The sequence below is a fragment of the Micromonospora sp. NPDC005174 genome, assembly GCF_040608495.1.
Lineage (GTDB): Bacteria > Actinomycetota > Actinomycetes > Mycobacteriales > Micromonosporaceae > Micromonospora.
The window spans coordinates 239882-253493 of record NZ_JBEXIJ010000005.1; the positions used below are offsets into that span (position 1 = coordinate 239882).

Sequence of the window (13612 nt, forward strand, 5' to 3'; positions counted from 1 at the left end):
GATGGAAGGTGCTGCCGCGCACAACGGGATGTTCGACGTGGTGGTGATCGGCTCCGGGCTCGCCGGCTCGACCCTGGCGGCGTGCCTGGCCGCCAACGGCGCGCACACGCTGGTGATCGACGCCGGAACGCACCCCCGCTTCGCCGTCGGCGAGTCGACCATCCCGTACACCTCCATGGCGATGCGGTTGATCAGCGAGCGGTACGGCGTGCCGGAGATCAAGTACCTGAGCACCTTCGAGTCGGTGTACGCGCACATCAACACCACCGGCGGGGTGAAGAGGAACTTCGGCTTCGTCTACCAGCGGCCGGGCGAGCAGCAGCGGCCCGAAGAAGCGAACATGTTCCAGATCCCGAAGATCCTGAACACCGAGAACCACTTCTTCCGGCAGGACATCGACAACTTCATGCTCACGGTCGCCGCGAAGTACGGCGCCGTGATCCGGCAGCAGACGCGCATCGTGGGCGTGCAGGTCGACGAGGACGGCGTGACGCTCGACGTCGGCCCCGGCGCGCCCGTGCGGGCTCGTTACCTGGTGGACGCCAGCGGCTTCCGCTCGGCGCTGGCCGAGCAGTTCGACCTGCGGGAGGAGCCGACCCGGCTGGAACACCACTCCCGGTCGCTGTTCACGCACATGGTCGGTGTGCGGCCGTACGACGACTTCGCCCCGCGCGAGACCTACGGCAACCCGACCCGGTGGCACGAGGGAACGCTGCACCACATCTTCGAGGGCGGCTGGATGTGGGTGATCCCGTTCGACAACCACCCCCGGTCCACCAACGACCTGTGCAGCGTCGGCGTGCAGTTCGACCCGCGGATGTACCCGGTGCCCGACTGCTCGCCGGAGGAGGAGTTCCGCCAGTTCCTCGACCGGTACCCGGGCATCGCGCAGCAGTTCACCAACGCCACGCCGGTGCGCGAGTGGGTGCGGACGGGTCGCCTGCAGTACTCGCCCAAGCAGACGGTCGGGTACCGCTGGTGCCTCATGTCGCACGCGGCGGGTTTCGTCGACGCGCTGTTCTCGCGTGGTCTGTCGAACACGATGGAGATCATCAACGCGTTGACCCAGCGGCTGCTCGACGCGCTCAAGGACGACGACTTCGCCGTCGAGCGGTTCGAGTACGTGCAGGAACTCGAGCAGGGCCAACTCGACTTCAACGACGACCTGGTCAACAACGCGTACATCGCGTTCCGGGACTGGGACCTGTGGGACGCCTGGTTCCGGGTCTGGGCGCTGACCCAGATCCTCTCCACCTTCGAGATCAACCGGGGCTACGCGCTCTACTCCAAGACCCGCGACCCCGCCGTGTTGCGGCGGATGGAACGGCCGTGGTGGCGGGTCGAGCTGCGGGAGTTCGACAGGTCCAAGGTGGACGATCCGGACCACGCCGAGGTGCTCGAGTTCCTGGCCGGCGTCAGCCGGATGATGCGTGCCGTCGACGCGGGGGAGGCGGAGCCCAAGGACGTCGCCAAGCAGATCCGCGACCAGCTCGCCCGCGCGCGGTTCGTGCCGCCGGCGTTCGGGCTGGCCGACCCGGCGATCCGGATCACGGGCGCCTCCGCCGCCAAGGTGCTCGGCACCCTGCGCTGGGCGAAGCGCGACGCCCCGCCGGCGATCGGCGAGCTGACCTACGAGGGTCTGACCCTCTTCATGCGCAAGCGCTTCGCCCGGGGCGAGTTCGAGCCGGTCGAGGAAATCAAGCAGAAGCTCTCCGGCTGGCCGGTGTTCGGCTCCCGGCTGCGCGTCCCCGAGCCGAAGTAAAACGAGGAATTGGAGTACACGGTGAGTGAATTGATCGAGGCCGAGAAGGCCACATATGACGTCGCCATTCTCGGCGCGGGGTTCGCCGGCTCGATGCTCGGCGCGATCCTGGCCCGCAACGGCGCGAAGGTGCTGCTGGTCGACGCCAAGGCGCACCCGAAGTTCGCCATCGGCGAGTCCACCATCCCCAACATGCTGGTGTCGCTGCGCACCATGTCCGAGCGGTACAAGGTGCCGGAGCTGATGACCCTGGCGACGCTGACCGCCTGCCAGAAGATCATTTCGCCCTGGCACGGAAAGAAGGACCACTTCGCCTTCCTGAACCACCAGGAGGGCAAGCCGCAGGACCCGATGCAGGTCACGATGTTCAACTTCCCGAGCCTGCTGCACGAGACGCCGCACATGTACCGGCAGGACACCGACGCGTACCTGTTCCACGCGGCGATCAAGTACGGCTGCACCGCCCGGGTGAACTTCACGATCGCCGACGTCGACTTCGACGACTCCGGCGTGACGGTCAGCTCGACCCGTGGCGAGCAGTTCCGCAGCCGTTACGTGGTGGACGCCAGCGGCTACCGTTCGCCGCTGGCCGAGAAGTTCGGCCTGCGTGAGGACCCGTGCCGCTACAAGCACCACTCGCGGGCCGTCTGGAACCACATGATCGACCTCAAGACCACCGACGAGGTGTTCAAGCGCACCGGGGCGGACAAGCCGCCGGTGCCGTTCTACGACGGCACCGTCCACCACCTGTTCCCGCGGGGCTGGTCGTGGGTGATCGCGTTCAACAACCACAAGGACTCGAAGAACCCGCTGTGCAGCGTCGGTCTGACCATGGACCCGCGCAAGTACCCGAAGACGCCCGGCATGTCGCCGGAGGAGGACTTCTGGAAGCACATGCAGCGGTTCCCGGGCATGGCCGCGCAGTTCGAGGGCGCTCGGCCGATGCGGGAGTGGGTGGGCACCGACCGGGTGCAGTACTCGTCCAAGACCACCGTCGGCGACCGGTGGGTGCTGCTGGCACACGCCGCCGCGTTCATCGACCCGTTGTTCTCCCGCGGCCTGTCCAACACCTGTGAAGCGGTGAACGTGCTGGCCTGGCGGATCCTGCGGGCGGTCGGCGACGACGACTTCTCGGCCGACCGCTTCGAGGGCGTCGACACCCGCCAGCAGGCGCTGTTCGACGGCAACGACAAGCTGGTGAACGCCGCGTACGCCTCGTTCGAGCACTACTCGCTGTGGACGGCCGTCTTCCGGATCTGGGCGTGGGGCTCGAACGCCGGCACCTTCCGCGCCCACGAGGCGTACCGCCGCTGGCGCTCGACCGGCGACGACAAGCATCTGAACGAGCTGGAAGAGGTGAAGAACCCGGGCCTGCACTGGTCCGACCACGAGGGCTACGGCGAGCTGTTCGAGGACATGGTCAAGCAGTGCGGCGACTTCGAGGCCGGGAAGATCACCGGCGACGAGGCGGCGGACGCCCTCTACGACCACCTCAACCGGGCGCCCTTCGTGCCGGACCACTGGGGCTGGAAGGACCGTCACCTGCGGTTCATCAACCCGACTCCGCTCAAGATCGGCCGAACGATGCTGTGGGCGGCGACCAAGGCGCCGCCGGACGTGCGGCGGCTGATGCTCGGCTTCCTGCGTGAGGCCGGCAAGGAGCAGCTCATGGGCCGGAAGATCTTCTAGGAGACCGAATGACCACCACCGAACGCGACGCCCCGGTGATGTACGACGTCGTGATCCTGGGCAGCCATCTGGCGACCGGCCTGCTCGCCACGGTCCTGGCCAAGCAGGACCTGCGGGTTCTGCTCGTCGGCTCGCCCGACGACACGGTGCTGCCGTCGGGCGACAGCACCGTGCCGTACACGACCGCCGTGCTGCACCTGCTGGCCGAGCGGTTCGACGTGCCGGAGATCGCCTCTTTCGCCGCCTTCGAGGACCTCCCGGAGCCGGTGCGCCGGAGCAGCGGGATCAAGAAGAGCCTCGCGTTCCTGCACCACACCGCGGGCCGCAGGCACGACCCGGCGCACGCGGTGCAGTTCCACGTGCCGGGGGAGCACAGCGAGTGGCACCTGTACCGGCCGGTCGTCGACGAGTACGCCCGGGAGTTGGCCGTCCGGTACGGCGCGTCGGTGCTCGCGGAGAAGGCGTCCACCACCGAGGTCCGGCTGGCGCCCGATGCCGTACACCTGGCCTTCGCCTCGGGAGAGACGGCGAGCGCGCGGTTCGTGGTGGACGCCTGCGGGGAGGAGTCACCGCTGCGGGCGGCGTCCGCCGACGGCGATCCGGGCACGTTGCTGTTGCGGTCCCGGATGATGCACGCCTACCTGCGTGACGTCCGGAAGTTCGAGGAGTGCAGCCGGCTCAGCGACTACCACCGGGCGACGACCTGGTCGCGGGGGACGGTGCACCACCTCTTCGACGGCGGCTGGATCCAGGTGGTGGACTTCCGCAACCACGATGACGCGGCCAACGATCTGTGCAGCGTGACGGTGGGGTTGGACCACGACCGGTTCGGCGATCTACCGGCTGACCCGGACGCCGCGTTCCGGGCGCTGGTGGCGCCATTTCCGAGCCTGGCGGAGCAGTTCGCGTCCGCCACGGCGGAGGGCGGCTGGACCACCTCGGCCCAGTGGCAGCGCCGGGCGGCGCTGACCCACGGGCCGCGGTGGTTCGCCATGGAGCGCTCGGCGTGCCGTACCGACGAGTTCCTGTCCCGGGACGTGACGATGACCGCGGAGGTGGTCCACGCGCTCGGGGCGGCGCTGCCGCGAGCGGTACGCGACGAGCAGGCGGCGGGCGCCGTACTGGCCGAGGCGGCGGCGTTCCAGGACGCCCTGATCGACTTCAACGACCAGATGCTGGCCGCGGCCCGTACGGCCGCCGGCAGCTTCGCGTTGTGGAACGCGTACAGCCGGGTGTGGCTGCTCTGGCAGATCCTGGCCCACCTGTCGCTCAAGCGGGCCACGAACGATGCCCGCGCCGCCGGCACGTGGGAGCCGGTCGAGCGGTTCGCCGACGGTGGGCTGTGGTTCCGCACCCCGGACGGCCTGCGCCAGATGCTGGACTGGTTCTTCGAGGTCTTCGCCCGCGTACGCGACGGTGGGCTGAGGCAGGCCCAGGCGGCTGACATGATCTTCCGCGAGCTGCGCAGAGCCCGTTTCGTGCCGCCGCTGTACCGCTTCGGTGACCCGAATGCGCGGTACTACCACTTCACGATGCCCCGTCGCCTCCTCATGGTGGCGTGGGTCATGACGGTGGCGCCCGCGGACTTCAAGCGGCTGCTGACCAAGGACAACGTCACCGGCCGGCGGGATGACGCGCCGTCGCCGGTGCGGGAGCGGGCGTCGGCGGACGACGGGCGGCTCGCCGCCCACGACGACGGGCTGGCGGACGGCTCGGCTGCCGACGCGCCGGGCGTCACTCAGCCAGGTCGGCGGTGAGGTAATGCTGGATCGTGCGACCCATCATCCGGGCCAGATCGTCGCGGTCGTGCCGGGACAGCTCGGTGCCGTCGATCAGGTAGCGGCACAGGGCCAGGCCGATCACCTGGGACGCGGCGAGCGCCGCCCGCAGTTCGTGCCGGTCGGGGCTGACGCCCTCGGCCAGCGTGCCGAAGAACGCGCGGACGAACTCGTCGCGCATCAGCTCGGCGATCTCGTCGCTGGTCAGCGAGGCGGACAGCCGGGCCCGGTAGGAGATCGTCGTACGGGGGCTGTCCCAGTGCGCGAGCAGGGCGGTCGCGGTGGCCCGGCCCAACCGGCGGCGGCTGCCCCCCAGGAGCTGTTCGGCCAGCTCAACGGGGTTGCCGTCGACCTGCACCGCGTGGCGCAGGAGCTGCTCCTTGGAACCGTAGTAGTGCCGGACGAGCCGCGGGTCGACACCCACGCGCCGGGCGACACTGCGGATGCTCACCCCGGTCAGGCCGCACTCGGAGATCTCCCGCCGGGTGACGTCGAGGATCGCCTGCCGGATGCCGTTGCCACCGTCGAATCCCTGCTGCGTCGTCAAGGCAACCTCTTACGAGTTCCCGTACGCCCGAGCGCACGGCCCGATCAAATGCCTAAGTCTAGACCTTTGAGGATATGTCAGTCCGGTCCGGGTTGCTCCTGCAAGCCGGCAATTCCGCCGCGCCGTCTCACCGCGCGGTCGAGGGGGCAGCGTGGACTTCGCCTGGACGCCTGAACAGCGGGACGCGTACGACGAGGTGCGCGCGAGCGTCGAGGAGACATTCGCGCCGACCGCCGATGCCAGCCGGCTGCACGACCGTGACGCCTGGCGGCATCTCGGCCGGCTGGGGCTGCTCGGCCTCTGCATACCCGCAGAGTACGGCGGGGGTGGGCTGGGCGCTCTGGACACCGCGCTGCGCGTCGAGGCGTTCGGTCGGGGGTGCGCGGACACCGGGCTGGTGTTCGCCGCCAGCGCACACCAGTTCGCGTGCGCGGTGCCGATCGCCGGGTTCGGCACGCCGGAGCTGAAGAAGGGCCTCCTGCCGCGGATCTGTTCGGGCGAGGTGGTGGCCGGCAACGCGATGACCGAGGCGGGCGCGGGCTCCGACGTCTCACGGCTCGCCGTGACGGCGACGGAGACGGCGGACGGGTACCTGCTCAGCGGCGAGAAGACGTTCGTGACCAACGGGCCGGTCGCCGACGTGCTGGTGACCTACGCGACCACCGATCCGACGGCCGGCCACCTCGGTGTCACCGCGTTCGTGCTGGACCGGGACACTCCCGGCCTGACGGTCGGCGAGCCGTTCGACAAGATGGGCCTCGTGTCGGCGCCGGCCGGCCGGGTGTCCTTCCAGGACTGTCCGGTGCCGGCGCACCGGGTGCTCGGTGAGCCGGGCCAGGGCGCGGCCATCTTCCAACATTCCATGCGCTGGGAACGCGCCTGCCTGTTCGCCGGATACGTCGGCCTGCTGGACCGCCTGATCGAGCGCTGCGTCGAGCACGCGAGATCGCGCCGACAGTTCGGCCGACGCATCGGCGACTTCCAGGCGGTGGCGAACCGGATCGTGGAGATGAAACTGCGGACCGAGTCGGCGCGGCTGCTGCTCTACCGCTGCTGCTGGGAGATGGACAACGGCGCCGGTTCGGAGCTCAACGTGGCGTTGTCGAAGCTGGCCGTCTCCGAGGCGGCCGTCGCCAGCGCGCTGGACGCGGTGCGCCTGTTCGGAGGCCTCGGCTATCTGCGCGACGCCGGGATCGAGACCGTGCTCCGCGACGCCGTACCCAGCACCATCTTCTCCGGTACGTCGGACGTCCAGCGGCTGCTGATCGCCCGCGAGCTGGGTCTGTGAGGGCGGCGACCGTGACCAGGGAGGTGCCGACAGTGCGGGACGCGGACCGGTCCGAGACGCCAGACGGCGCGGGCATCCACGGCTACGTGGCCGCGTGGGCTCGGCGTACACCGGACGCGCCGGCGGTGATCGCGGACGACGAGCAGCTCACGTACGCCGAGCTGGCGGCGGCCGCGCGTCGCCTCGCGACCGGGCTGGCGCGCGCAGGGGTGTCCCCGGGTGACCGGGTGGTGCTCTGGTCCGACAAGCGGGCCGCCGCGGTGGCCGTCATGCAGGCGGCGCTCGCGCTGGGCGCGCCGTACGTGCCGGTGTCCGCGGCGAATCCACCCGCCCGCGTGTGGCGCATCGCGGAGGACTGCGCGGCGACTGTCGTCGTGGCGGACGGGCCGGCCGCCGAGCGGGTCGCGCGCGAGGGCGGTGCCCCGGGCGGGCCGCCGCTGGTGACGCTCGACGAATTGGAGCGGCGGGGGGCCGAGGGCGACGCGCCACCAGTGCACCAGCCGGCCCCGGACGACCCCGCGTACATCCTCTACACCTCCGGGTCGACGGGGACCCCGAAGGGTGTCTGCCTGAGCCACCGCAACGCGGCCGCGTTCGTCGAGTGGGCCGGTGACCTGCTCGCGGTGTCGCCAGGGGACCGGCTGGCCAACCACGCCCCGTTCAACTTCGACCTGTCGGTCTTCGACCTGTACGCGGCGTTCCGCGCGGGCGCGTCGGTGCACCTGGTCCCGGCCGAGTTGGCGTACGCGCCGGTCCAGTTGGCCCGATTCGTGCGCGAGGAGGGCATCACCATCTGGTATTCGGTGCCGTCCGCGCTGACGCTGATGATCCGGGACGGCGGGATGCTGGAGGGTCCGCCGCCGCCGGTACTGCGGGCCTGCGTCTTCGCCGGCGAGGTGATGCCGATCCGGTACGTGCACGAGCTGCGTGCCGCCTGGCCGGGCGTACGGCTGCTCAACTGGTACGGGCCCACCGAGACCAACGTGTGTGCGTCGTACGAGGTGACCGACGCCGACACCGGGCGGGACCGTCCGCTGCCGATCGGCCGCCCGGCCAGCGGCGCGGTGCTGACCCTGGACCCGCCGGCGTCCACCGGCGTCGACGGTGACGGTGGCGGCGACGTCCCGGAGGGCGAGATCGTGGCCGACGGGCCCACGGTGATGCTCGGATACTGGGGCCGGGAGCCGCAGCGTGGGCCGTACCGCACGGGTGATCTCGGGCGGCTGGCATCCGACGGCACTCTCGAATATCTGGGCCGACGCGACGACATGGCCAAGGTGCGCGGCAACCGGGTGGAGCCCGGCGAGATCGAGGCCGTCCTCGCCGCGCACCCGGACGTCGCGGCGGCCGCGGTGGTCGTCGCCGGCGTCGGGCTGGCCGCGCGGCTGCACGCGGTCGTGGTGCCGGCGGGCGACCGCCGCCCCGGCCTGCTGGAAATCAAGCGTTGGTGCGCGGGACAACTGCCGACCTACATGATCGTCGACTCCGTCCAGGCGGCCACGAGCCTACCGCTCACCCCGAACGGAAAGACCGATCGAGCCGCGCTTCTGGCGGCGATCGAAGGAGGTGGACCATTACTGGCACCGAACTAGTCAACGTGGAGCCGAGTGCGTTCCTAGCGATCATGGGCTCGCTGGCCAGCGGCGTCAGCGTGGTGACCGCGCTCGACGCGTCCGGTCGGCCGCACGGCCTGACCTCGTCGTCGGTGTGCAGCGTCTCCAAGAACCCACCGCTGCTGCTGTTCTGCGTGCGGCAGGTGAGTTCCACCCTGGACGCCATCCGGGAGACCGGCGGATTCGCCGTCAACTTCCTCGACGCGGACGGCCACGAGGTCTCCGACCTGTTCGCCAGCTACAACAGCGACAAGTTCGCGAACGTGGCCTGGCGTCCCGGCGACGTCGCCGGCATGCCGCGGCTGGAACCCACCGTCGCCTTCACCGAGTGCGCGCTGCACGACGTGATCGCCGCCGGTGACCACGTCATCGTGCTCGGCCGCCTCGTCGGCGGCGCGACGACGCCGGACCGATTCCCGCTGGGGTATTGGCGCGGGACGTACGTCCGGGTCGCTCAACCCCATTACCGACGAGAGGAGCGCAACGGGCAGCGCCCCAGCGATCCTTCCCAGCCAATCCATCTCGAGTAGGGAAACAGAGTGGACAAGAACCAACCAGCGACCCACAGCACCGTATGGACATGGATAGCGGCCCTGGTCGCGGTGTTCATGGTCGCGATCGACACCCTCGTCGTCACGACGACGCTACCGGTCATCCGGACCGAGCTCAGTGCGAGCCTTGAAGATCTTGAATGGATCGTCAACGCCTACACGCTCACATTCGCCGTCTTTCTGTTGACCGGCGCGGCGCTCGGTGACCGCTTCGGCCGACGGAAGGTCTTCACCATCGCGTTGCTGGTCTTCACCCTCGCGTCTGCGCTGGCGGGCCTCGCCGACAACATCGAATTCCTCATCGCCGCACGTGCGGTGCAGGGCCTGGGTGCCGCTGTCGTCCTCCCGCTCACCCTCACCCTGTTGGCCAGCGTGGTGCCGGCACGCCAGCGCGGCCACGCGTTCGGGCTGTGGGGCGCGATGGTGGGTCTCGGTATCGCCCTCGGGCCGGTCATCGGCGGTGCGGTGACCGAAGCCTGGTCGTGGCAGTGGATCTTCTGGGTGAACGTGCCCATCGGTCTGCTGCTGTTGCCGGTGATGACGCGCGTCCGCGAGAGCCGCGGCGGCTACGGTCGCCTGGACCCGGTGGGCGTCGTCCTGATCACCGCCGGCATGCTCGGCATCGTGTCCAGCCTCGTGCGGGGCAACAGCGCAGGCTGGGACAGCCCTTCCGTCCTGGCGGGGTTCATCGTCGGCGGAATCCTCGTGCTCGTGTTCATCTTCTGGCAGTCGCGGGCACGTACGCCGATGGTGCCGCTGTCGTTGTTCCGTAGCCGAGGCTTCAGCCTCACCATGGTGGCGACGATCATCATGCCGTTCGGTGTCTTCGGGGCCGTCTTCCTCGGTACCCAGTACCTGCAGAGCATCCTTGGCTACTCGCCACTGGAGGCAGGCCTGCGCACGTTGCCGTGGACGGCCATGCCGATGATCGCGGCCCCGATCTCCGGCATCCTGACCGACAAGATCGGCGGCAAGCCGCTGGTGATCCTGGGCCTGACGATGCAGGCGATCGGCGTGGGCTGGATCGGCTCGGTCGTCGACGACCTGACGTACTCGAAGCTGGTGGTGCCGTTCGTGATCACCGGCCTCGGCCTGGGCATCTTCCTCGCGCCGATCGGTCGGTTGGCCTTCGGCTTCGCGCCCGCCGAGCTGGAGGGCGTCGCCTCCGGTGTCTCCAACGCGATCCGCCAGACCGGCACCGTGATGGGTGTTTCGGTGGGCGGCGCGATCCTCGGCGCGAACGGCGGCTACGAGTCGGTGGCCACGTTCGTCAACGGTCTGCAGGAGGCCCACCTGGTGGCTGCCTGTGCGCTCGCCGCGGGCGCGCTGATCGCGCTGTTCATCCCGCACCTGCGCACACAGGGGCACGGTCACGCCGTCGAGGAGGAGGAAGAGGTCCTCGCAGCGGGCGCCCCGACCTGAGTGGTCCTACCGGATCGAGGCCCCGACCCCCACGGTCGGGGCCTCGACCGCGCCCGTTGAGGGTGGTGCCTGCGGCGAGTTGAGCGATGAGCGGGCGGTGGGCCACAGGCGCGGCGCCGACGTGGCCGGGACGCGGGCGCCCGTCGATGCCGGATGGAGGCTTGGGCGGGTGTCGGCGTCGTGTCGAGCGGTCCGGGGGTGGGCCGCCGGCACCCGGTGTCGGAATGCTGGCAGGCCTTACGAAGGACGAATCCGGGTGCCGCGCGAGAGGTGTGACGGCACCGGTCGGGGCGCGTCCGGGCGGCGGCGCCGGGGTGTGATGTGCGCGGTACGTCGGGCTCGATATCGCGTTGTCCCACGTCAACGCGACCGTCGTGCCGCAGCCGATTGCCGTGCTGGGATTCGTGTACGACACATCGGCCTCGGCGCGCCATGCCCGATGAGACCTATTCCGGCCGGAACGGTCCGCAACCCGACCGTGCCGCGCCATGGCCTACCCAATTAGGGGGGGGACAGCGAGGCCCTCGACAGGATAACATCCATCGATGAACTGGCGGTACGCTAATGGGGGATGGGGCCACCAGGGATATGAAAGCATCAGCGCTAGCTGTTACGGATGTCCAGGTACTCTTCTACGAGCCGGAAGGGCTGTTATTGACAGCGGGATTATTGCCGGCGGATGTAGGTGGGCGCGAGTATCGCGTAATGTTTCAATTGAGTTACCTGGGCAGTGGTGAGATTACGGCGCACGTCGGCTTCGAGCAGTGCGATGGCACTGACAAGACGGCACCCGAGTTCGTCACAGTGGAATTGTTGGGAGCGGCACGACACCGCATGCCCATCATCTGGACGGCCTCGGCGTCGGTGCGCGCGGAGCAGGTGAACTGCCGGCTCATCATCTGGGGGGAACCGGCCGGGGACGACCTCTTGCGAGGCGAGTTGATCGCAGAGGTCTCCGGTCGGCTACCGGTGTTGACCGCCAGTTGCCAGGCATCCGTGACGCAGGCGGAGTTGCCGACCCGGGAGCGGGTGTCCTAGAAGGCTGGTCGCCCCCCGTCGTGCGGCGGGGGGTGGACAGCCCTCGGGGATGACGGCATCGCACTCCCTTCGCGGGTCGGCGGCTCGGTGGATCGGCCGCACCTCGGGTGGTCTGGTGATCGGGTCACATCTGCGGTGAGCTGGCACCCTTCCATGGACGTAGCCGGGGAATCCACGCTGGAACCGCGGCGCGGTAGGTGTCGTACTCGGAGCCGTACCGTCGGCGCAGACCGGGTTCCTCGTAGAACCGGACGAACGCTGCCTGGATGAGGGCGATGGCCAACCCGTACCACAGCAGCGCCGCCTGGCCGAAGATCAGCGCCTGGCCGAGGATGGCCGTCACCACCGCGACGTACATCGGGTTGCGGACGAACCGGTAGGGCCCGCCGATCACCAGATGCTCGGTCGGCGCCACCGGGGCCGGAGTGCCCAGGCCCTCCACGACGAACCGCACGAACGACTGAAGAAGAAACGCCACCGCGGCAACCAGCATCAGTGCGCCGAGGACTCGCACCGGCTGGTAGAAGGCGAACGGTGTTTCGACCTCCCAGTCCGATATCCACCATGGACCGAGGCCCGCGACCACGCCCGGTGCGGCGCAAAAGAAGACAAGACTCCCGACGACCGCCCGTGTTCGTAGCACTGCGCCATGCTACGGCGGGTGCGGGGCACCGTGTCAAGGCATCGTTACGTACTGTTGTTGTTGCCTCGCCGCAGATCCTCCGTATTTCCGCACGTAGGAAGGCGATACTATGTCCTTTGCCCCCATACGATGAATAGGGCATGCGATGAACTGGGAAAGGTGAACTTGTGGGCGCGGAGGTGTCCCCGAACGGTGCTCCACGACGACGGACGGGGCGACGTGTCGGGCCGACGGTGAGCCATCAGCTCATCCTCGAGATCGCTCGTGGCCAGTTTGCCGAGCGCGGCTACGAGGGCACCACGGTGCGTACCATCGCCCAGGAGGCGGGGGTGGACAGCGCGCTGGTGCACCACTTCTTCCTCACCAAGGAGGGCCTGTTCGAGGCCGCGGTGCGTGGTGCCCTGCAGCCACCCGACCTGGTGGAGCGGGCGATGAAGGGCCCGCGCGGCCAGGTTGGCCGGCGCACCGTCGAGCTGTTCTTCAGCCACTGGGACGAGCCGGACACGGCGGCGCGGCTCGGCGGCATCCTGCGGTCGATGACGGCCAACGACATGGCGGCGGACGCCGTCCGCAACTTCCTCGGCGACCAGGTGATCCTGCCGCTGACCCGGGCGCTGGGTCACACCCAGCCGGAGCTGCGGGCCGCCATGGTCGGCTCGCATCTGATCGGTCTCGCCACCACCCGGTACGTCTTCCGCGTACCGGCGATCGCCGAGCTCACCGCCGCCGCTCTGGCCGCGGGTACGGGCAAGGCGATCCAGACCTACCTCACCGGCGTCCTGGCCTGATCCGCCCGCTCTGAACTGGCACGACAATCGTCGTGCCACTGGCCGGCGTCGATCCTTGCGCAGCATCCCCCTTGACGAACCCGTCCGGGCTTCTAGAATTCACCGAGTAGGGATGTCATCAGAGGGGGAAAGCCGCCGGATTTCGCGGCCTCCCGGGTGACAGCTCAACGGGGGAGACCACGTCCGGCGACCTGGGAGGGGTTTGTGCCGACAGACCAACGCGACGAGATACTCGGCCAACTGATGGTGTACGTGCGCCACGAGCTGATCGGCGACCAGGACGAGGGGGTCACCGGAGTCGACCTGCGCCCCGACTCGCCGCTGCTGGAGTGGGGCGTCCTGAACTCGCTGAACACGGCTCGGCTCATCGCGTTCGTCCGGGCGGAGCTCGACGTCGACGTGCCGCCCTCGCACATCACGGGACGACACTTCCGCAGTCTCGACACCATCACCGACCTGATCCTGTCGTTGCCCCGCGCCTGACAGGCCTGCC

General features: G+C 69.3%; 12 protein-coding genes. 10 read left to right on the forward strand and 2 right to left on the reverse strand.

Features of this window, described 5'->3' with window-relative positions:
- Position 1: 1 nt before the first annotated feature.
- The 3 genes from ABZU91_RS09020 to ABZU91_RS09030 are packed head-to-tail and all read left to right on the forward strand — an operon-like array spanning position 2 to position 5208.
- The gene (locus ABZU91_RS09020; RefSeq protein ID WP_355236238.1) at positions 2 to 1762 is read left to right on the forward strand and encodes a tryptophan 7-halogenase; all 1761 of its coding nucleotides are present in this window, start codon (positions 2 to 4) and stop codon (positions 1760 to 1762) included.
- Positions 1763 to 1783: 21 nt separating this feature from the next.
- On the forward strand, positions 1784 to 3451 hold the full coding sequence (locus tag ABZU91_RS09025) for an NAD(P)/FAD-dependent oxidoreductase (protein ID WP_355236241.1): 1668 nt from the start codon (positions 1784 to 1786) through the stop codon (positions 3449 to 3451).
- Positions 3452 to 3459: 8 nt separating this feature from the next.
- Positions 3460 to 5208 (forward strand): hypothetical protein, encoded by a 1749-nt coding sequence (locus ABZU91_RS09030; RefSeq protein ID WP_355236244.1) that lies wholly within the window; start codon positions 3460 to 3462, stop codon positions 5206 to 5208.
- Here ABZU91_RS09030 and ABZU91_RS09035 read toward each other — a convergent pair.
- Positions 5186 to 5776, reverse strand: coding sequence for a TetR family transcriptional regulator (locus ABZU91_RS09035; protein WP_355236247.1), 591 nt, complete (start codon positions 5774 to 5776; stop codon positions 5186 to 5188). The two genes, ABZU91_RS09030 and ABZU91_RS09035, sit on opposite strands and share 23 nt — an antisense overlap.
- Positions 5777 to 5927: 151 nt before the next feature.
- On the opposite strand from ABZU91_RS09035, the gene ABZU91_RS09040 reads away from it, so the two are divergent.
- The 5 genes from ABZU91_RS09040 (at position 5928) to ABZU91_RS09060 (ending at position 11688) form a co-directional block, all read left to right on the forward strand.
- Positions 5928 to 7064: an acyl-CoA dehydrogenase family protein gene (locus tag ABZU91_RS09040; protein ID WP_355236250.1), complete on the forward strand. Its 1137-nt coding sequence runs from the start codon at positions 5928 to 5930 to the stop codon at positions 7062 to 7064.
- A gap of 11 nt (positions 7065 to 7075) precedes the next feature.
- Complete coding sequence (locus ABZU91_RS09045; RefSeq protein WP_355236253.1) at positions 7076 to 8656, forward strand: amino acid adenylation domain-containing protein; 1581 nt, start codon at positions 7076 to 7078, stop codon at positions 8654 to 8656.
- Positions 8657 to 8661: 5 nt separating this feature from the next.
- A complete protein-coding gene (locus tag ABZU91_RS09050) occupies positions 8662 to 9207 on the forward strand; it encodes a flavin reductase family protein (RefSeq protein WP_355236256.1) in 546 nt (181 codons plus the stop codon).
- Positions 9208 to 9216: 9 nt separating this feature from the next.
- Entirely contained in the window at positions 9217 to 10650 is a 1434-nt protein-coding gene (locus tag ABZU91_RS09055; RefSeq protein ID WP_355236259.1) for a DHA2 family efflux MFS transporter permease subunit, read from the forward strand.
- A gap of 834 nt (positions 10651 to 11484) precedes the next feature.
- Entirely contained in the window at positions 11485 to 11688 is a 204-nt protein-coding gene (locus ABZU91_RS09060; protein WP_355236262.1) for a hypothetical protein, read from the forward strand.
- Positions 11689 to 11812: 124 nt separating this feature from the next.
- On the opposite strand, the gene ABZU91_RS09065 is transcribed toward ABZU91_RS09060, so the two are convergent.
- The gene (locus tag ABZU91_RS09065) at positions 11813 to 12331 is read right to left on the reverse strand and encodes an isoprenylcysteine carboxylmethyltransferase family protein (protein WP_355236265.1); all 519 of its coding nucleotides are present in this window, start codon (positions 12329 to 12331) and stop codon (positions 11813 to 11815) included.
- Positions 12332 to 12564: 233 nt separating this feature from the next.
- On the opposite strand from ABZU91_RS09065, the gene ABZU91_RS09070 reads away from it, so the two are divergent.
- Positions 12565 to 13119: a TetR family transcriptional regulator gene (locus ABZU91_RS09070; protein WP_355236267.1), complete on the forward strand. Its 555-nt coding sequence runs from the start codon at positions 12565 to 12567 to the stop codon at positions 13117 to 13119.
- A 204-nt stretch (positions 13120 to 13323) separates the two neighbouring features.
- Positions 13324 to 13602: a phosphopantetheine-binding protein gene (locus ABZU91_RS09075; RefSeq protein WP_355236270.1), complete on the forward strand. Its 279-nt coding sequence runs from the start codon at positions 13324 to 13326 to the stop codon at positions 13600 to 13602.
- Positions 13603 to 13612: the final 10 nt, after the last annotated feature.